The 18,219-nt window shown below is 43.8% G+C and carries 16 protein-coding genes and 1 tRNA gene; 9 read left to right on the top strand and 8 right to left on the bottom strand.

What is annotated here, in order from left to right:
- Positions 1–21: 21 nt before the first annotated feature.
- From HMPREF1139_RS09135 to HMPREF1139_RS09145, 3 genes are read right to left on the bottom strand one after another with little or no spacing between them, the layout of a single operon-like run.
- A complete protein-coding gene (locus HMPREF1139_RS09135; RefSeq protein ID WP_009651163.1) occupies positions 22–2,142 on the bottom strand; it encodes a TonB-dependent siderophore receptor in 2,121 nt (706 codons plus the stop codon).
- Between the two features lie 22 nt (positions 2,143–2,164).
- Positions 2,165–4,285: a TonB-dependent siderophore receptor gene (locus tag HMPREF1139_RS09140; RefSeq protein WP_009651211.1), complete on the bottom strand. Its 2,121-nt coding sequence runs from the start codon at positions 4,283–4,285 to the stop codon at positions 2,165–2,167.
- Entirely contained in the window at positions 4,275–5,360 is a 1,086-nt protein-coding gene (locus HMPREF1139_RS09145) for a PepSY-associated TM helix domain-containing protein (protein WP_009651330.1), read from the bottom strand. Before HMPREF1139_RS09145 ends, HMPREF1139_RS09140 begins: the two co-directional genes overlap by 11 nt.
- Before the next feature lie 538 nt (positions 5,361–5,898).
- Between HMPREF1139_RS09145 and htpG the strand changes: the two genes are divergently transcribed.
- The 4 genes from htpG (at position 5,899) to HMPREF1139_RS09165 (ending at position 9,925) form a co-directional block, all read left to right on the top strand.
- Complete coding sequence (gene htpG, locus HMPREF1139_RS09150; RefSeq protein ID WP_009651433.1) at positions 5,899–7,758, top strand: molecular chaperone HtpG; 1,860 nt, start codon at positions 5,899–5,901, stop codon at positions 7,756–7,758.
- 381 nt (positions 7,759–8,139) lie between these two features.
- Positions 8,140–8,685: a DUF3237 domain-containing protein gene (locus HMPREF1139_RS09155; protein WP_009651457.1), complete on the top strand. Its 546-nt coding sequence runs from the start codon at positions 8,140–8,142 to the stop codon at positions 8,683–8,685.
- A complete protein-coding gene (locus tag HMPREF1139_RS09160) occupies positions 8,682–9,200 on the top strand; it encodes a DUF3237 family protein (protein ID WP_009651248.1) in 519 nt (172 codons plus the stop codon). The genes HMPREF1139_RS09155 and HMPREF1139_RS09160 overlap by 4 nt, the downstream gene beginning before the upstream one ends.
- Complete coding sequence (locus HMPREF1139_RS09165) at positions 9,197–9,925, top strand: HEAT repeat domain-containing protein (protein WP_009651167.1); 729 nt, start codon at positions 9,197–9,199, stop codon at positions 9,923–9,925. Before HMPREF1139_RS09160 ends, HMPREF1139_RS09165 begins: the two co-directional genes overlap by 4 nt.
- Positions 9,926–10,144: 219 nt before the next feature.
- Here HMPREF1139_RS09165 and murI read toward each other — a convergent pair whose 3' ends face one another.
- Positions 10,145–10,945 carry a glutamate racemase gene (gene murI / locus HMPREF1139_RS09170; protein WP_009651414.1) on the bottom strand — a complete coding sequence of 267 codons (801 nt, stop codon included), beginning with the start codon at positions 10,943–10,945 and terminating at the stop codon, positions 10,145–10,147.
- A 90-nt stretch (positions 10,946–11,035) separates the two neighbouring features.
- Here murI and HMPREF1139_RS09175 point away from each other — a divergent pair, with 90 nt between their 5' ends.
- The 3 genes from HMPREF1139_RS09175 to murG are packed head-to-tail and all read left to right on the top strand — an operon-like array spanning position 11,036 to position 14,340.
- Entirely contained in the window at positions 11,036–12,097 is a 1,062-nt protein-coding gene (locus HMPREF1139_RS09175; RefSeq protein ID WP_009651130.1) for a tyrosine-type recombinase/integrase, read from the top strand.
- A gap of 57 nt (positions 12,098–12,154) precedes the next feature.
- Positions 12,155–13,315 carry an FtsW/RodA/SpoVE family cell cycle protein gene (locus tag HMPREF1139_RS09180; RefSeq protein WP_009651206.1) on the top strand — a complete coding sequence of 387 codons (1,161 nt, stop codon included), beginning with the start codon at positions 12,155–12,157 and terminating at the stop codon, positions 13,313–13,315.
- Complete coding sequence (gene murG, locus HMPREF1139_RS09185; protein ID WP_009651445.1) at positions 13,312–14,340, top strand: undecaprenyldiphospho-muramoylpentapeptide beta-N-acetylglucosaminyltransferase; 1,029 nt, start codon at positions 13,312–13,314, stop codon at positions 14,338–14,340. Before HMPREF1139_RS09180 ends, murG begins: the two co-directional genes overlap by 4 nt.
- Here the strand turns inward: murG and HMPREF1139_RS09190 are convergent.
- The gene (locus tag HMPREF1139_RS09190) at positions 14,337–15,074 is read right to left on the bottom strand and encodes a hypothetical protein (RefSeq protein ID WP_009651115.1); all 738 of its coding nucleotides are present in this window, start codon (positions 15,072–15,074) and stop codon (positions 14,337–14,339) included. The genes murG and HMPREF1139_RS09190 overlap by 4 nt on opposite strands.
- Positions 15,075–15,142: 68 nt before the next feature.
- Positions 15,143–15,219: transfer RNA gene (locus HMPREF1139_RS09195), tRNA-Arg, on the bottom strand.
- 112 nt (positions 15,220–15,331) lie between these two features.
- On the opposite strand from HMPREF1139_RS09195, the gene HMPREF1139_RS09200 reads away from it, so the two are divergent.
- Entirely contained in the window at positions 15,332–15,517 is a 186-nt protein-coding gene (locus tag HMPREF1139_RS09200; RefSeq protein ID WP_009651470.1) for a hypothetical protein, read from the top strand.
- On the opposite strand, the gene HMPREF1139_RS09205 is transcribed toward HMPREF1139_RS09200, so the two are convergent.
- Positions 15,514–16,029: a pyridoxamine 5'-phosphate oxidase family protein gene (locus HMPREF1139_RS09205; RefSeq protein ID WP_009651253.1), complete on the bottom strand. Its 516-nt coding sequence runs from the start codon at positions 16,027–16,029 to the stop codon at positions 15,514–15,516. The two genes, HMPREF1139_RS09200 and HMPREF1139_RS09205, sit on opposite strands and share 4 nt — an antisense overlap.
- Before the next feature lie 92 nt (positions 16,030–16,121).
- Here HMPREF1139_RS09205 and HMPREF1139_RS09210 point away from each other — a divergent pair, with 92 nt between their 5' ends.
- Positions 16,122–16,949, top strand: a complete 828-nt coding sequence (locus tag HMPREF1139_RS09210; protein ID WP_009651244.1) for an adenylosuccinate lyase — start codon at positions 16,122–16,124, stop codon at positions 16,947–16,949.
- A gap of 2 nt (positions 16,950–16,951) precedes the next feature.
- Here the strand turns inward: HMPREF1139_RS09210 and HMPREF1139_RS09215 are convergent, their stop codons facing one another.
- The gene (locus HMPREF1139_RS09215) at positions 16,952–18,217 is read right to left on the bottom strand and encodes an RNA polymerase factor sigma-54 (RefSeq protein WP_009651277.1); all 1,266 of its coding nucleotides are present in this window, start codon (positions 18,215–18,217) and stop codon (positions 16,952–16,954) included.
- Positions 18,218–18,219 lie beyond the last annotated feature (2 nt).

The raw sequence follows: 18,219 nt of genomic DNA on the forward strand, positions 1-18,219 counted from the left end.
TAAATTTACCCCGCCGTAAATTTAAAAATTATACGTAAAGCTTAGATTAAACGTCCTGGCATCGCCATAGATCATCTCATCGCTACCGATGCCCTCGTAGTATCGCTTGTCAAAGACATTATCGATATTTAGCTGGATGTCGAAATTCTTACCGATCTTGTAGCCAAACATCAAATTTGCCAGCGCATACGGCTTTTGCGTGATCGTCACATCGTTATCGGCGTTATAGATGTAGGTCTTGCTCTTATATCCCAGTCCGGCGCCCACTCTGAAGTCTCTAAATTCATACTTGGCAAAGAGATCGGCGCTAGTCCTTGCGGCGTTTGTGTTAAATTTCTTACCGCTAGCATCTTTAGCCTGAAAGTGCGCCAGGCCAAAGCTTAAAGTAAGATTGTCAGTCACCCTGCCGTTTAGATCGAGCTCAAAGCCCTTACTGGTCACACCCTTTACCGCTTTGTATGCGTCCTCACCGGTTGAGCCTATCTGCTCTCCGGTCGCTTTGCCGACATTATCTTGGATGATTTTAAAAACGCCAAAAGAGGCCTGCAATGCACCGTCAAAATACTCGCCCTTGACGCCAAGCTCATAGTCATTACCCTCGATAGGATCAAGATATTTGCCGTTTATGTCTTTGACGTCTTGTGGCTTAAATATACTCGTATAGCTAGCATAAAGCGTATGATTTTGCCCCACGTCGTAGGTCAGTCCTACATACGGGGTGATCTGATGAGTAAATTTTTGATCGACGTTGCCTACGGTTTGGTTGCGTTTATAGTAGCTCACCCTGGTGCCCACTAAAAATTTCAGCTCATCGCTCAAAGAGAGCTTGTTGGCAAAATACACCGCCCTTTGCTTTGTTTTGGACGGATTTTTCTGATCGACATAGGGCATATCCACATCGTCAATATGTAGGTTGTTAAAATCCACTCTCATATCCGCTAGATAGGCTAGTCCAGCAGGAGTTTGTTTGTAATCATCAAAATTTGTAAGCCTATACGAGCCCTCGTTAAAGTCATTATACATCGCCCCTAGCACAAACTCATGCCCCAAGCCAAACAGCTCGTAAGGTAAATTTGCGTAAGCATCGAGGTTATGTATATCAGAGTCGTTTTTTGACCCCCAGATCAGCACGTCGTTGCTATCTCCTGTCATATCTGGATTTACCTTGCCGCCGTAGTAAAGCATCTTTATGTCGCTTTTTACCTTTTTATACGAGTAGGAGAGATTCACGCTCGCATCCTCGCCTATGTAATGTCTAAAATCAGCGTAAAGATCGAGCGTTTTTATATCCCACTTCGTCCAAGGCTGAGAGAATATCCTCTTTCTGGAAAATTTTACCAAGCTATCATCCGTATAAAAAGCGGGCATGCCGCCATATCTGATACCTCGACGCTTGAGATCTTGATACGAAGCTCCCAGGCTGAGCCACGAGCTATCGCCTATATCGCTATCGACGACGCCATAAATGGATAAATTTTCACGCTTGTGAAAGTCCATATACGAGCCGGCCTTTTCTTTTATAAAGGCTAGCCTCGCCCTCACGTCGCCATCGGCCGTGATCGGGGTTTGCACATCACCATATACGCCGTATTTATCATACGAGCCGGCCTCCACGCCGAGGCTACCGGTCAGCTCTTTTGAGTCGGCTCTTTTACGGATGAAATTTAGACTTGCCGCAGGATTGCCAGCACCTGCCAGCAGGCCGTTCGCACCGCGCACGACCTCAACACGATCATAAGCTATCATGCTCATATCGGTAGCCTCCAGCCCAAAGCCGCCCAGGCTAGGCATTGAGTCGATCAGATAATAATCTATGAAAAAGCCCCTTGACATCGGCCGTATGGTCTCGTCCATGCGGTTTAGCGTCACACCCGGGATATTAGCCAGTAGCGTTTGGTAGTCTTTGATATTCATATCTTTTAGCTTGGCCTGGGTGATGACGTCTACTGATTGAGGCGTCTGGCGAGCCGTTAAATTTAGCCTCGTCGTGCCCTTTACCAGCTCCTTTGCACCGTAATCCCTCTCGTCATGACGCACCTGCTCCACGATATCCACCGTCTCTAGCTTAGCCTCTTTGGCTAAAATTTCCGCCGCAAACAGCAAATTTAAAGCCGCCGCCGAAAGTAAAATTTCACCTTTCATCTCTCCTCCTTTATGGTTAAATTTAGAAGCTATACGTAAAGCTTAGGTTAAATATCCGCGGATCGCCATAAACCATTTTGTTATTTCCGATGCCTTCGTAATATTTTTTGTTGAACACATTGTCGATATTTAGCTGGATGTCAAAATTCTTACCGATCTTGTAGCCAAACATCACGTTCGCCAAGGCATAAGCCTTTTGCTCGATCTCTTTAGCCCCGCTACCGGTGTAAATTTTACTTTTATACTGCACGCCGACCCCGGTTCTAAAGTTTGATATGGTGTATTTGGCAAAGATATCGGCCGTGGTCCTTGAGGCGTCGGTACTATATTTCTTGCCGTCAGCGTCTTTGGCATTAAAGTGAGTAAGCCCGAAGCTAAGGATCAAATTTTTATTCACTTCGCCGTTTAGATCGAGCTCAAAACCTTTGCTGGTCACGCCCTTTTTAGCCTCGTAAGCGTCGGTGGTCGTGCCGGGGATCTTCACTCCCGTGTTAGCTCCTAGCTTGTCTTGGATGATCTTAAAGACTCCAAAAGACGCCTGCAACGCGCCGTCAAAATACTCGCCCTTTATGCCCGCTTCATAGTCTTTGCCCTCGATAGGATCAAGGTATTTGTTATTTATATCCTTGACGCTTTGGGGCTTAAATATACTAGTATAGCTCGCATAGAGCGTGTGGTTGTCGTTTATGTCGTATGTGATGCCAAAATAAGGCGTTAGCTCTTGAGTGAAATTTCGGTTGCCGTCGCCACCCGTGATCCTATATTTATAATAACTCATCCTCGCCCCGACTAAAAATTTAAGCGGCTCGCTCAAAGATAGCTTGTTCGCAAAATAAACGGCCTTTTGTATCGTCTTGTCGGCGTTGTTTTGATTGACGTAAGGAAGTCTTGGGTCTTCTATGTGAAGGTTGTTGAAATTTATAGTCGTCCTGTTAGCAAACGCCTGTCCGGCAGGAGTGTTTCGGCTATTCCAGTAGCTACTGACATCATCTGCGCTTTTTTTATAGTTGTTATACATCGCGCCAAAGACGAATTCATGCTGCAAGCTAAACGCCTCATACGGTAAATTTGCATACGCATCGACGTTATGGATATTTTCCTCTCGTTTGTTAGCGTACACGCTTAGATCGGCGATATTACCGGTCCCGTTTGCATTGACCGTGCCGCCGTAGTAGAGCAAATTTGAATCCGTCTTTGCTTTCCTATACGAGTAGGATAGATTGAGGCTTGCCTCGTTTGCAAAGTAATGTCTAAAATCAGCGTAAAAATCGAGAGTTTTTATATCCCACCTAGTCCAAGGCTGAGAGAAAATTTCATTTTTGCCAAAGCTCGTCCTAGAGCCGTTCGTGTAAAACGCCGGCATGCCGCCCCAGCGCACGCCATGGCGCTTTAAATTTTGATAAAAGCTACCAAGGCTGAGCCACGAGCTATCACCGATGTCGGTATCTACCACGCCGTAGATCGCGCTGTTTTTACGGTCGTAATAATCCATATAAGACCTGGCGTCTTCGTGCATGAAGCTAAGTCTGGCGCGCACGGTACCATCGCTATTTACCGGTGTTTGCACATCACCGCTGACGCCGTATCTGTCGTATGAGCCCGCACTTAGCTTGAAGCTTCCTTTAAGCTCCTTTGAATTCGCCCTTTTTCTGATGAAATTTAGGCTCGCAGCGGGATTGCCGGCACCTGCTAGCAGGCCGTTCGCGCCCTTTACGACCTCGACGCGCTCGTATGGTAGCAGGCTCATATCGTTTGCCCCTAGGCTAAAGCCGCCAAAGCTAGGCATCGAGTCAAGCAGGTAATAATCTATCGCAAAGCCGCGAGCCGTCGGATAAACGCGCTCGTCCCATTTGTTTAGCGTAACGCCCGGCACGTTTCGCAAAAGCACTTGATAGTCGTTGATGTTTAGATCCTTTAGCTTCGCCTCGGTTATGACGGTCAAGGATTGCGGCGTCTGGCGCGAGGTCAAATTTAGCCTCGTGGTGCTTTTTACAAGCTCTTTTGCGTTGTAGTTTAGATCGTCTCGCCTCTCCTCGCTCGTGATCTCGACTGTTTCTAGATTCTTGGTCTCGCTCGCTAAAATTTGCGTGATCGGCAGCAAATTTAGAGCTACCATGCTTGAAAGTAGAATTTTACCTTTCATTTTTTCTCCTTTTAAAATTTGATCTTTTTATCCATAGATATATCCCTGAAACGCTCAAAACAAACGGCGTGAGGCCGACTAGAAACCAGATGAATTTCGTGATCTGATTGTAATAGCCAAAGTGAGCTTTTCTAAACGTAGCCAAAAATCGCTCCGTGATATCCGCCTCATCGATGTCCTTTATCTGGAGTAAATTTGCATTTTGCCTGCTGTATGTGAGCATGCTGGAGTACTCGTTGTATAAGAAATTTTGCCCCCTTTTGTAGCCAAAGAGCGATATGTCCGCTGCGTTACGAAAAGGTAAAGATATATAGTGAAGCTCGAAATTTGGCAGATCGATTTTGGCTTTTTGCACGATCTCATCAAGCGATAGGTTTTTGTTGTAGATTTGGCTGTTTATCGTAAATTCGCTCGTATCAAAGGGCTTTGAAAACAAAAACCTAAGCTCCCACCAAGCCCCGCTAAGAGCGATGATGAGCATTATCGGAGTAGAGAAAACGCCGATAAATTTATGTATATCGCTCATAAAAATGGCGAGCCTGGCAAAGCGCAGTTTAAATAAATTTTTCCAAAAATTTCGGTAAACGATAAAGCCGCTGATAGCGATGACAAAGGCGACAACTCCGACGATACCTACAAAAATTTGACCGTGCTCTTCAAAGAGTAAATTTTCGTGTAGCTCGACCAGCACGCCCATAAAGCCGCTATCATGTGGCGTAGGCTCGCTTTTTATCTCGCCGCTAAAAGCGTTAAGATAGATGTATTCCCACTCTTTGCCGTTATGCTTTATGAGCCAGATTTTATCGCTCTTTTGGGGATTTTTATCGATATTCCAGCCGACTATCTCGTAGTCAGGAAATTTAGTGCTTATGATCCGCCTAAGCTCGTCAAATCCTAATCTAGAATTTTGCCCGCCGGGAGGTAGCGAGATATTTATCTCGTTCGGAGCCAAGATATCGTTTATCTCATCTTTATAAACGAGTAAAGAACCGCTAAGACACACGATGATAAACGGGATAGAAAAGATAAGAGATATATAAGTGTGGATTTTATATGTGAGCTTTTTGAAATTCATCTGTTTAAAAACTATCCTTGACGCATTTACCTTACGTGATAATGGCGGATTTTATCATCTTAAATATTAATAGTTTATTAAAATCATTATCAAAATATAAGCAGAAATTTAACTAAAAACAGCTCTGTTTTAACATAATGTCACAAATTTTTAACGGCCTAATACTGGCATATTCGGGTGAATTTCAGTGAAGCAAAGCCAAAATCCACATCATCCATGCACAACATTAAATATAAAATCATTAAAACATTGATACAAATACTATCAACTTTAAAGATTTTTTTAGCACTTTGTGATATAATCTGCTAAAAATTTTAAAGCCCTTTTCTATTAAGCGTTGATTTCTTGAAATTTAAGCGTAGTCAAATAGGATGAGCGGCGACATTGCCCTCCGAAAATCAAGGAAGCCGTAAGGCTGACCGCGATTTTCGTGCTATACGTTAGGCACTCTGTCGCAAGCTTATCCTATTTGCGAAGCTTTTAAATTTTATCAATATTTTAATAAGAAAATAGCCAAATTTAAATAAAGGAACTCAAAATGGCAGAAAAATTCGAATTTCAAACCGAAGTGAACGATCTTTTAAATTTAATGATCCATTCACTCTACTCAAATAAGGAAATTTTCCTAAGAGAGCTCATCTCAAACGCAAGCGACGCACTTGATAAACTAAACTACCTATGTCTCACAGATGACGCATACAAGGCACTAAACTATACACCTCGCATAGATATCTCCATAGACAAAAAGAAAAAAACGATCACGATCAGCGATAACGGCATCGGCATGAGCAAAGACGAGCTGATCTCAAACCTAGGCACGATCGCCAGAAGTGGCACAAAGGGCTTTTTAAACAACCTAAGTGGTGACGCAAAAAAAGACAGCTCACTGATCGGGCAGTTTGGCGTGGGCTTTTACTCCGCATTCATGGTCGCAAAAAAGATCGAAGTGATCAGCCGTAAAGCTCTAAGCGATGAAGCATACAAATGGACGTCCGACGCCAAAAGCTACGAGATAGCCACGGCTAAAAAAGAGGCTCATGGCACTAGTATCACGCTATTTTTAAACGATGACGAGTTTGCAGACAGCTGGAAGCTTGAAAATATCATCAAAAAATACTCCAATCACATCCCGTATCCTATCTTTATGGATAAAGAGGAGTATGTAGCGCCAAAAGAAGGTGAAAAAGACGGCACTTACGAGACTAAAAACGTGCAGATCAACAAGGCCAGCGCGCTTTGGCGAATAAATAAAGCAAATATCAAAGAGGAAGAATACAACGACTTTTATAAGCAAATCAGCCACGACAGCGCCGATCCGCTTTTATACATCCACACAAAAGCCGAGGGCAAGATCGAGTACTCTACCCTATTTTACGTGCCAAGCACCGAGCCGTTTGATCTGTTTCGCGTGGATTATCAAAGCGGCGTGAAGCTTTACGTAAAGCGCGTGTTCATCACTGACGATGCAAAGGAACTCTTGCCGCCATTTTTGAGATTTATACGCGGTGTCATCGACGTAGAGGACTTGCCGCTTAACGTCAGCCGTGAAATTTTACAAGAAAACGCCATAATGAGGAGCGTCAAGGAGCAAAGCGTAAAGAAAATTTTGAGTGAATTAGCCAAACTAAAAGACAAAGATAGAGAAAAATACATAAAATTTTACAAACTATTTGGTAAAGTCTTAAAAGAAGGGCTTTACGGCTTTGGCAACGACAAAGAGCAGATTTTAGACCTAGTGCTCTTTAAATCAAGCAAGCGCGAGGGATTAGTCAGCTTAAAAGAGTATAAAGAGGCGATGAAAAAGGATCAAAAGAGCATCTACTACATCAGCGGAAACAACGAAAATATGCTCCGAAATTCTCCGCTTTTAGAGAACTTTAAGAAAAACGACATCGAAGTCCTCATAATGGACGAGGAGATCGACACTATCGTGATGCCGATGGTATATGAATTTGACAAAACGCCTCTAAAATCGATCTCACACGATGACATAAACGAGGAGATAAAAGGCGATGAAGCCAAAGTCGACGAGAGCAAAGTCGCAAAAACCCTCGTAAAAATGCGCGAAATTTTAAAAGACGAGATCAAAGACGTCAGACTAAGCTCGAGACTTTCAGACTCCCCTGCTGTGCTGATATACGACAAAAACGACCCTGACTACGCTATGCAAGCTATGCTTAAGCAAATGGGACAAGGCGGAGATATGTCAAAGATAAAGCCGATCCTCGAGATAAATGGCGGACACGAAATTTTTGCCAAGCTCGAAGCTAACGAAGCGATGGCATATGAGATCGCACCGCTACTTCTTGACATGGCGAAGCTAAATGAGGGCATGAGCCTTGAAAATCCTGCGGAATTTAGCAAACTACTCACAAAGGTAATGTTAAAAGCACTGTAAGGCAAATTTCCCGAGCCTACCTCGGGAAATTCCTTTATATACGCTACAAAATTTACGCGCATCACGCCCTATCCAGCAATACTCGATACAATAAAATAAGGCTCTGTTACAATATTTCATTGATTTTCAGCTTTCAAGAGCAAAGTCAAACCTTGTGAAGCGACGCTATCGCCGCCGATTTACAGGGAAGCGGTAGCTGACCGCGTAAATCGTGCTATATGTTCGGCGTCTTGCGGAGCGAACAGGGTTTGCGAAGCAAGTGTCAATGATTTATATTATAACAGAGCCAAAAAATAAATCATAAATCTACATTAAAATTTTAAGCCTTATTTTATAAAAGCTCTTATAATATAACTTACTATATCTTTAAAAGGAGCGACCATGTTTAAAAAGGCTTTTACTGGCGCTATTTTGCTAGCGATATTTGGTTTCAACCTAAACGCAGCTGAAATTTCAGCAAAAGATGTCAAAGAGCCACGCCTTGAGCTTGCTTTCATGATTGACATCGAAGTCGAAAAGCCCCTGACCGTTGGTAAAGATAGCGAGCACGGATTAAGGCGGCTCATCGCCATAAAAGGCGGTAAAGTAAGCGGCAAACTAAACGGCGAAGTGCTGCCATACGGCGTGGATAGTCAGATCGTCCGTCCTGACGGGCTGACCGAGCTCACTGCAAGATACGCGATAAAGCTCGATGACGGTGCGCAAATTTACATCGATAACAGCGGCATCAGGCACATCACCGATCCTGAGGTCGCAAAAGAGGCTGCAAAAGGCAAGATCGTCGATCCAAAATACGTCTATTTCGCGACTGTCACGAAATTTGAGACCTACGAGCCAAAATATAAATGGCTAGAGCGCGCGATATTTGTCTGCTATGCCGTGCGCTTGCCGGATAAAGTCTTGCTTAAATTTTACGAAGTGAAATGATGAGAAAGGCGCTAAATTTTATCATTTTTACTCTCATTTGTCTGGGCGTTTTTGGTTGTGCGGCCGGTGCACCGACCAAGCCGTCCCGGCAAATGAGCGCTCAAAGCATAAAAGAGCCAAATTTAAGGCCTGTCTTTTCTATCCTCATAAAAAGCAGTAAAGACAGGCTATATCTTGGCGAGAAAGAACGCATTTTCGTGCCTTTCACGCTTAAGGTGAGCGGCGAGCTAAAAGGTGTGGCGATGAGCCACGGCGTAGATATCCAAAAGCAAAACAAGGATAGCTCGAAAAATATCCTCGCCAAATACGGCCTCGCGCTTGATGACGGCGAGAGCATCTACGTCGAAAATGCCGGCATCATCAGGACAAACGCCGATGGTAGTCGCTACTTCGTGACGATACCTAAATTTGAAACATACTCGCCAAAATACAAGTGGCTGGAAAAGCGGATATTCGTGGGCTATGCGAACAAAACGTCAAATGGCACTTTGCTGACATTTTACGAGCTAAAATGAAGGAGATACCTTGCGAGATGGGCTGTCAAAGTCTGGACGAATTTAGGGCGTGGCTAGAAGAGATAAAAAACGGTAAAAGAGATGATGAGCTAAAATTTGCCGACGTTTTGGGAAAAAGCGAATTTATTTCCTATCACTATGGCTTGCTTTTTGATAAAAATTTGAGTGATGATCTCAGACTTAGCCTAGAGACAAAATTTAAACTCCACGCTAAAGCGGGTGAAGATATGCTGCTTGAAAAGCTTCAAAACGCTACAGATGATGAAATGAGAGCTAAAATTTTATTTATGCTGGGTGCGGAGTCTAAATTTCATAGGAGTGAAACTCTCAAATTCGCGCGCGAATTTACCAAAAGCAGTGACGATGGGCTAAGACAAACGGCTCTCATCGTGCTTGGCTGGCTTGGCGGACGCGAAGACTTGAGCTTGCTAAGAGCGCATCTACTAAACGACGAAAACGCCAAATGTAGGGCATGGAGCGCATCATCTTTCATGCAGATGTGGTTTAGAAAAGAGGATGAAATTTTAAAAAAGACCGCCTTTGAAAGCTTTCAAAAAGCCCTTGAAATCGAGCATGACACCTTCGTGCTGGCCTGCATACTGGATGCCATAAGGCAGATAGGCAAAACAAAGCTCGGCATATTCCAGCGTGCACTTGACGAGCTAAATACCACCGAAATAGACGCCGCAAAAGCAAGAGCGGTGCGATTTTTAAATAAAATTTAATTTTCTTCTTTGCATTGCTACTCAAACGCTACTCGCATTTTCCCTTTTCAAAGCACTTTACGCTATGCGTTTGCAACGAGATCGCACTGCGAAGCAGCGAAACAAAGTGGGCGTGTTCTGCCAGCAAAGTAACGCCCCTTTATGAAGCGAGCAAGATTTGGGAAATGTTCGTTTAAAGATAGAGCCGATTTTAAATTTACGCAACTTGATAGCAAAATTTCACTTTATCTCAAGCATTTTATTGAGCCTAGCCAGATAGCGCCCTATTCGTGCCAGCTCGCCATTATCATAAATTTTAGCGTCCGAGTAAAAATACTCCACGCTTTGCCCCTTGCCATGGGCTAAATTTAGCCTTGAAAGCTCGCTTATCAGCTTATTTATCGTGCCTTCGTTGCCATCTATCAGGCTCACGCCGGCCGGTAAAATTTCGCGCAGGCTATCTTTGAAATAGTTAAAATGCGTGCAGCCAAGCACGAGCGCACAGTAGTTTTGAAGCTTGAATTTCGCAAATTCCTCGCGCAGATACTCTTTCACCTCGTCGCAAGCAAAATTTTCATTTTCAGCAAATTCCACGAGACGAGGAAGTGCTAGCACATCTACCAAATGCTCGCTATCCACGCGCTCGATAAGCTCTTTTAGCTTCGCTCCTTGCACGGTGAGGGGCGTAGCGATGACTAAGGTGCGCAATGAGGCTGAATTTTCGCCTTCGCGGTTTAGGTCAGCGGCCTTTTTCACCGCAGGCTCCATGCCGATGATCGGCAGGTCAAATTTCGCTCTAAGCTCGTTTATCGCGGCGCTTGTTGCGGTATTGCAGGCGATGACGATGGCGTTTGCGCCTTGATCGATCAAAAATTTCACCGCATGAGAGCTAAATTTTAAAATTTCATCTTTGCTTTTTAGTCCGTAAGGGACGTTTTTCCTGTCCGCATAATATAAAAACTCCTCGTTTGGCAGCTTTTTTAGCGCTTCGTTCAATACGCTAAGGCCGCCAAGGCCGGAGTCGAATATCCCTATTTTCATAAATTTTCCTTTGAAAGTCGTTATTATAACCCAAAGATAGATAAAATCCGCTATAATTTTCAAAATTCTAAATTTTCAAAGGAAAATCGTTTGAAATACGCACTTGACTGCAAAGGCAGTTTTGAAAAGTCTATGCTTTTTTGGCTTATTAGATACGTGAAATTTAAGCTTAGCTCGCTTTCAAATAAGGAGCTAAGAGAGCCCGCCACTCTAGCCTCTGTAAACTACGCGCTAAACCGCGAGATAAAAACGATAAACGAGCTTGACGGACTCGTAAAAACAGCCAGAAATGCCGGGCTAACGGGCATAAACACATACTTCAATCCGCTTAAAAAAATTTATGAGGCGCTTTGCTTTTATGAGCTTGACAGCTTAAAGCGCATAGATGAGGAGCTTTTGAGCGAGGTTTTAGCTAGCGTTACCGGCGGGCTGAGCGACGCGAGTAAGAAAAATTATAGAATTTCAGTCATAAATTTCTTCTCCTTTTTAGACAAGCAAAACGAAGAGGACGGCAAGTCGCATGTCTTTGACGTAAATTTAAAACACTGGGGCGGCATAAGCGGCTCAAAGGGGCAAAAGCTGCCTGAATTTATGAGCGAAGAGGAGGTCAAGAAATTTCTAAACGCCATCGATACGGCGGACTTTAAAGTAAATACGAATCGCAACCGTCTAATCATAAAAATCATCGTCTTTACCGGCATTCGCGTTAGCGAGGCGCTAAATTTGAAACGAAAAGACATCAGCGAAGACGGCGAGCTTTACGTCATCAGGATCCGCGGTAAAGGCAACAAATATCGCATCGTGATGATAAAAAGGGCGCTCATAGAGGATCTATTAGATATGATCGCCATAAACTACATCAACAAAGAGGGCTATCTTTTTATAAATAAAAAGGGCACACGCCTGACACAAGCGTATGTCAGCCGCATCGTTGAGCAGATTTTATTTCGCGCTGGCATCCGCAAAGAAAAAAACGGCGCTCATATGCTGCGCCACACCTTTGCTACGCTGCTTTATAAAAAGCAAAAAGACCTCGTGCTGGTGCAAGAAGCGCTCGGTCACGCCAGCCTAAACACCTCTAGAATTTACACTCACTTTGACAACGACAAGCTCAAGCTGGCCGCGCAGGTAGCGCAGGATCTTAGTGAATAATATGTTTGTAAGTCATTTTTCACTATACTCGCTAGCTATAAAAAATCGGAGTAAATTTTGGCAGTCGATAAGATAATCTTTTACCTTTGCGTCACACTGATCACGATCAGCATCATATTTTCGCTCTCACTGCCCGTATTTACCGTACTTTTTTTCAACTACGAGGAGTATCACTTTTTCATCCGTCAGTTTGCCGTCGGCTGCATCGGAGTATTTTTGATGTGGTGGCTCTCGCGGCTAAATCCGGACAAGGCCCTAGTTTGGATAGGGTTTGGACTCTTTGGGCTTTGCATCATCGCGATGGGGCTCATGCACGCCCTACCCGCCTCTATGGTGACTGACGCGGGCGGTGCCAGACGCTGGATCAGGCTGCCCGGCTTTTCGCTCGCACCGGTCGAGTTTTTTAAGATCGGCTTCGTTTATTTTCTGGCATGGAGCTTTACGCGAAAGATAGACGATAGCAAAAAGAGCCTAAAAGACGAGCTCAAGCTGCTTTTGCCCTACATCTGCGTCTTTCTCATCGTGGTTTATCTGATCGCCGTGCTTCAAAACGACCTTGGCCAAGTGATCGTCCTGGCGCTTACTTTTGTCACGATGGCACTTTTTGCCGGAGCTAGCGCTAAAATTTTCAGTATCGGGATCCTGGGCGCGGCCTTTATCATGACGATCGCGATCGTAAGCTCCGAGCACAGAATTTTACGTATCAAGTCATGGTGGGGCACGATACAAGGCATGGTCCTTTCCCTGCTGCCAGATAGCGTGGCTGACGTCTTGCGCGTGGCTGACGCTCCCGAGCCTTATCAAATTTCACACTCGCTAAATGCGATAAAGCACGGAGAATTCTTTGGCGAGGGGCTGGGAGCCGGGATATTTAAGCTTGGCTTTTTAAGCGAAGTTCACACGGACTTCGTGCTAGCCGGCATCGCCGAGGAGATAGGCGTATTTGGGATACTTTGTATCGTAGCGATCTTACTCACCTTGCTTTATAGGATCTTTAGAATTTCAGCCCGCAGCGAGAACAAGGTCTATCATCTCTTTTCGCTTGGTGTCGGCCTCATCATCTCGTTTTCGTTTTTGATGAACAGCTACGGTATCACGTCCATAACCCCGATAAAAGGTATCGCAGTGCCCTTTTTAAGCTACGGAGGAAGCTCGATCCTAGCTATTTGTATCGGCATCGGCATGGTGCTGATGGTCAGCAAAAGAGCCAATCTATGATAGTCATCAGCGGAGGCGGCACGGGCGGACATCTAGCCATCGCGAAAAGCTTTTGTGAGGAGCTAAATTCGCGCGGCGAAAAGCCTATATTTATCGGCTCGACTCAAGGTCAGGATAAAATTTGGTTTGAAAACGATGAAAATTTCGCTATGAAATTTTTCCTAAAAAGCAGCGGCGTGGTAAACAAACGAGGCTTTGCAAAGCTCGCCTCGCTGCTAAATATCATAAATTTAGCCTTTAAATGCCGTAAAATTTTTAAAGAAAACAAGGTGCGAGCCGTGATCAGTGTCGGCGGATATTCGGCTGCTCCGGCTGCATTTGCGGCTATACTTTCTGGCGTGCCACTTTTCATACACGAGCAAAACGCCGTGACCGGCAAGCTAAATAAAATTTTAGCTCCATACGCCAAAGGCTTTTATAGCTCTTACGACGAGCTTAGTCCTTGCGATTACCCTGTCGCGAAGAAATTTTTTGATAAAGCCAGGATCAGGAGCGAGCTTAAGACTATACTATTTTTAGGCGGCTCTCAAGGCGCAAAAGCGATAAACGAACTGGCTTTGAATTTAGCCACCCAGCTAAAGCAAAGAGGCGTAAAGATCATTCATCAATGCGGCAAAAACGCATTTGCCGAGCTAAAAGAAAGATACGAGGCTCTTGGGCTAAATTCTAGCGATGTCGAGCTGTTTGACTTTAGCAAAGAGATAGAGCTTAAAATGCAAAAGGCCGACCTTGCCATAAGCCGCGCAGGAGCGAGCTCGCTTTGGGAGCTTTGCGCAAACGCTCTGCCGGCGATATTCGTGCCCTTTCCGTATGCGGCAGGCGATCATCAGTATCACAATGCTAAATTTTTACTGCAAAAAGATATCGCCAAAATTTGTCTGCAAAATGGCGACAGTGTGGATAGCGACGAAATTTTAAAGCTTATAGAAGGGTTTGACATACACGCAAGCTCGCAAGCACTAAGCACCATGATCGGTAAAAACGGCGCAAAGCAGATAATAGATAAGATCACGAGCCGAATTTAGGCTAAATTTTCGCCTATCGCAGTGGCCTTTAGCTCGCGCAACTCATATATCAGATAGTGATATATCAGCTCGTTCGTCCTTAGACTTTTGCCGCTAAATACCGGATTTATCATCGCCATTATCTTGTCCGTGATGCCCGCTATCTCGACTAGCAAAAGCTCGTCGTCTCTTTTTTTGGCGATGATTATGCAGTTTGAGAAAAACGTGAAAATGGTCTTGAAATTTTCAAGCACGACGTTTGAGATGACTTGCGAGTCAAGATGCAGTATCTTTTTCATCCTGCTTTTTAGCTTTAAAAGCCCGGCTAGCAAAGATTTTATCTTGGCTTTTTGCGCAGCATCTTTGAAAAATAGGCTTTTTTTGCTATTTTTTACCAGGATTTGATACTCGACGACTAGAATTTCCATTATGTTTTGTATGTTTTTTAGGCTCTCTTGGAGATTTTTATTCGCATCAAGGCTCACTCCAGCCTTTTCTATTTTATAATATATGCTGGTCTTGGTTTGTTGCAGATACGAGCTGATATTTTCGTAATAATCGTCCGTATCAAATACGTTTTTGAAAAAAACGCTCTCTTTTTCGCCGCCTTGGATCTTTTTCTTCAGCCTCTCGGCGTTTGAATTAAACTCAAATACATCTATGCAAGGCTCGACCTCTTCAAGCCCGTTGTTTTCGAGGATATCAAGCTTTTCGTTGAGCGCATCAACTTGGTCTTTTATATTTTTGTAGTCCATCTCTTCTCTTTGATTTTTTGCGTATTTTACTATAAATTTTGTAAAAGGGTAAGAAATAATTGTATAAATGGTGCGCCCGAAGGAATTCGAATCCCTGACCTTTTGAACCGCAATCAAATGCTCTATCCAGCTGAGCTACGAGCGCATCATAAAGAAGTTGTGATTTTAGCCAAAGTTTTCTTAAATTACGCATATATTAAAATTTTATTGCGCTTTTAGGCAAAAATAAGTATCTTTACGCAAATAAAGGAGCAATGATGAACGATTTTTTCGATAGTTTAAAGGAGATAAAAAAGGAGCTTGCAAAGGAGCAAAATTTAACCCCGAAGACAGCAAAACAAAGCCAAGCTCACACGAAAGAAGAAGCCATCAAACACAAACAAGACAGGCTAAAAGACGAGTTTCTAGCATATATAAAAAACAGCGATATCAGAAAAATTTAATGTAAAATTTTAGCCTTCGCACTCATACTTTGTATCTTGAATTCATATATCCTAGTGATGTCAAGCGACGCTTTTATCGCGGTATCAAAGCCACTCATATATCGCGGCGTGTATTTCTCGCAAAGTATTTTTAGAGCGTGTATCTTTCGCTCGTCGTCTACGACTTCATATACTTTTGTTTTTAGTATCGCGCCTTTGTATTCGGTCGTGAAAATTTTACTTCCAAGCGCCCTGCCGTCGTCTTTTATCGCCTCAAATTCCGCTTGGCTTGGCTGCGGGACATGGTTGTAACTCACACAAACCATCGTCACATCGCGTCCGTCTTTTAGCAGCTCGCTTTTCATGCCGCTCCTAGCACCGTGTATAAAAATGCTCATATCTTCGCGCACTATCGAGATAGGGATGCTAAAAATTTCGCCCTCGTCATCTATCAAGCTTATGGTCGCGTATTCGCAGTCATCGACTATCTCTAGTGCATCTTCGTCGCTTAGCTGCCTGTCTTTTCGTCTCATTTTTATCCTTTAAATTTTCGTAATTTTAGCCTAAAATTTTTAATCTTGGAACGTTTATTGCTTAAAATTTGCATATTTAAACGGAGAATTTTATGAACATAACCCATACGCTCGAGTCTTTAAGTATCCAAACCGACGATGACGCGCTATTTTGCGAGCTTCGCGACCTGATAAGCAAAAATTTCAGCAAAACTCTCGCCAACAAAGGCAAGATCATATCCTTTTACGAAGAGAACGAGATGCCTCAGCGCAGGTGTTTTTTAAAATTTATAAAAAGGCTTTACGAGAAGCAAAACAGCGACGAGCTTGATATAAAATTCGCCGAATACAAAACTATAAAACTCGGATACGCGCCCAAAAACGCTCTGGCAAATCTGCTAAGCATCGATGTAAGCTTTATAAAAGATGAGGTGAATTTCTCGCTAAACAGCGCTCCAAAGGTATTTGCAAGCTACATTTTACAAAGCTTCAAAGACAATGCAAGTAGTCTCGATGAAAAAACGAATACCCTTCATATAAAAATCAAAAACGAGAGTGATTTTAACGTGCTTTCGATGCTATTTTCCAGGCGAGAACATCTGAAATTCATAGTGGATTTTAACTTTGACGAGGCGAAATTTCAAAATTTCAAGCGAAATTTCAAGGTTCAAAACTCATCTAAATTTATAAACCGCTTCTCCGCGCTAGCCACGCTGCTGGAAGAAAATTTTGAAATTTTAGGCTGCGAGAAAGGCGATGGCCTCGAGCAAATACGCGAAAGCTACCTCGCTCTAGTAAAGATCTACCACCCAGACCGCCACAACAACAAGCCAGAAAACATAAAAAACGAATACCGCAAGAAATTTGAAAAAATTCAAAACGCCTACGAGAGCCTAAAGCCTTTCTTTAAAACTCAAGAGGCCTTTGTCAAGGTCGGATGAATTTAGCCTTGTATCTGATAGATTTTCTTTCTCTCGCTCGAGCTTGCGATATTTAGGGTCTTTCGGTACTTCGTGATAGTTCTACGAACGATGGTTATGTTAAATTTCGCTTGGATAAGATTTAAAATTTTAAGATCACTCAGCGGTTTGGCCGGGTTTTCTTTGTTGATAAGCTCCAGTAAAAAGTCTTTGATCGCCGTATTTGAGGTCTCCTCATCAAGCGCCGCGGCGAAAAAGCTTTTAAGCGCTATCGTGCCGCGTGAACACTCTAAGTATTTGTTTGCTATCGCGCGCGAGATGGTCGAGGGGTTGCGCCCCAGATCGCCGGCGATATCTTTTAGCTTCATCGGCTTTATATCGCCGCCAAAAAAATAATCATACTGATACTCCACGATCATCAGCCCGATCTTGTAAAGCGTGGATTTTCGCATCTCCAGAGCATCGACCAGCTCGCGCGCTTCACGCACCTTTACACCGATAAATTCATCATTTTGGCTTTGCCCCTCGATATCCAGCACGACCTGCGGGTAAAACGCGTCGTTCACGCGCACACTTATGCCACTTTCGTTCGTGTCGATAAATATGTCCGGTGTCAGCGGCGGCTCGTCCTCAAGATACTCGATGGCAGGCGGGTTTTTAAATTTTTTGATGATCTTTAGCGCCGACTCGTAAAATTTCAGTTTGGTTAGATTTTGTATGTTTTCAAATTCGCAGATTATCTTTTTAGCGCACTCGTAAATTTCCCCGCTCGCCCCACTCTCATCAAGCTGGAACAAAAAGCTCTCTTTATAATCCCTAGCTCCCACGCCGGCAGGCTCCAAATAAGCAAAACGCGCCCTAACTCGCTCGATCTCATCCAGACTAAATCCCTTTAAAATTCCATCGTCATACTCAAAATAGCCCTCATCGCTCAAGCACTCTATGATCTTGTAGGCGATAAGCTGCGATTTTTGCGTCGGGAAAAGCGGCGGGTTGATCTGCTCTTCTAGCTTTTCGTGAAGACTTTGTTTATAGATGCTGGTGGCCTCTATGGCCTCGGAGACGGAATTTTTACTAAATTCGGCGAAAAAATTCCGCTTTTTCGTCGGCATCGTATCGGCGCCGTCGGCTAAATTTTTATGTTCGATCCTGACGAAAGGATTGCTCGCGGCAAAGGGCTCAAGCGTCTCTTTTAGCTCGTCAAGCCCGCTTTGAAGTATCGGCAACCAGCTACGAAGCGTATGATTTAGCTTATTTTTTGGCGCTAGAGCCTCTTTTTGACGCAGCATCT

Origin of the sequence: Campylobacter sp. FOBRC14 (assembly GCF_000287855.1) — a bacterium.
Taxonomy (GTDB): Bacteria; Campylobacterota; Campylobacteria; order Campylobacterales; family Campylobacteraceae; genus Campylobacter_A; species Campylobacter_A curvus.